This window comes from Caulobacter sp. SLTY (assembly GCF_009905535.1).
Lineage (GTDB): Bacteria > Pseudomonadota > Alphaproteobacteria > Caulobacterales > Caulobacteraceae > Caulobacter.
In genome coordinates this window covers 1-1,451 of the sequence record NZ_JAAALA010000080.1, presented here as the reverse complement: position 1 = coordinate 1,451, position 1,451 = coordinate 1, and the positions used below count along the sequence as shown (strand labels likewise).

1 protein-coding gene is annotated in these 1,451 nt (G+C 69.7%); it reads right to left on the bottom strand.

From position 1 onward, the window contains the following. Positions 1 to 140: 140 nt before the first annotated feature. Entirely contained in the window at positions 141 to 1,151 is a 1,011-nt protein-coding gene (locus tag GVN21_RS20315; RefSeq protein ID WP_166576557.1) for an arginine N-succinyltransferase, read from the bottom strand. Positions 1,152 to 1,451: the final 300 nt, after the last annotated feature.

The following is a 1,451-nucleotide window of genomic DNA, read 5'->3' as shown; positions in this document are numbered from 1 at the left end:
CGCCGCCGCCACCGCCGCCTCCACCTGGCCGACGCTCGCGCCCGCCCCGGCCCAGACCGCCGCCCCGGTCGCCGGATCGATGCTCTCGAACCCCGCGCCCTCGCCGCCGACCCAACGCCCGCCGATCAACAATCCCTTGGTCACAGCTTCACACTCACCGCTTCACCCTCGCCCAGCTGCAGCGCATCGGCCGCTTCCCGGCTCATGATCGCCTTCTGCCCATCGACCAGCACCGGCGTCCGCACGGCTCGGAACCCGGCGATCGAGGTGCTGGAAACCAGCGCCTCCTCGCCATAGGCCTCCTCGTCTCCGCCCAGCGCCACGGTCAGCCGCCGCGCCTCCTTCACCGTCTTGATGTCGTCCCGGTGACAGCTCACCGTCGGCCCGGCGTCGAACAGGTCGACCAGCCCCTGGAACCGGAACCCCTCCCGCTCCAGCATCACCCGCGCCGCCTCGCCCTCGCGATGGCACTTGCCGATCACCTCCCGCGCCGCCTGCGGCAACAGGCCGACATAGATCGGGTGGCGCGGCGCCAGATCCAGAATGAACTGCCCGTTGGTCGAGGCGCTCATCCGGTCGGCCTCATCAAAGGCCAACGGGAAAAACTTGCCCGATACATGCTCCCAGAACGGACAATGCCCGTCCTCCCCGAACCAGCCGCGCAGCTCGGCCAGCACCATCTCGGCGAACTTGGCCGGATCGATCCCGATCAGCATGTAGCGCGACTGCGCCAGCAACCGCCCGGCCCCGCCCTTGCGCCGCTCCGGCCGCAGGAACAGGCTCCCCACCTCCGACCATCCGGCGCATTCGTTGACCATCACCAACGCCTGGTGATCGAACCGCAGGTCCAGCGTCGGCGAAGACTGCGCCAGGGTCACCACCCGCAGCGAAAAGTGCGGCCGCTTCAGCCCTACCCCGGCCTTCACCCCGGCCACCCCGGCGTTGGCCCCATCCGCCGTGTCCTCCAGCATCAGGGTGTACCAGGCCTCCGGCGCCGCCACCTCCCCGGCAAAACTCGCCGCCGACAGCGCCAGCCGATCCGCAATCGTCGGCTCATCCTCCGGCAGGCTGGTAAACCCGCGCCCGGAAAGGACGGCCAGCTCCATAAGGGTATCGAAATCCGAAGGCCCGGCAGGCCGCACCACCAACATCAGCAAAACCTTCCAAAAAACACCGGCCCGACAGCGCGTCCTCTCTCCCCCCGCCCTGCGGGGGGAGGACCGCTCTGGAGCCTCCAAGCGACAGAGCAGGGGGGGGGCAAGTCCGCCCGAAGGTTATCCCCCCAACCGCCGACGGGCCCGCCTCCTGGTCCGTCGCTCACGCTCCGAACCGTCCTCCGCCCGCAAGCGGGCGGAGAGCGAAACCACCCCGCCCCGCTCTCCCCCATGAAATGGGGGAGTGGATTTGGCGAGCGCTGCAAGCGAGCCAAACCGAGGGGGTCCCCCCCACCG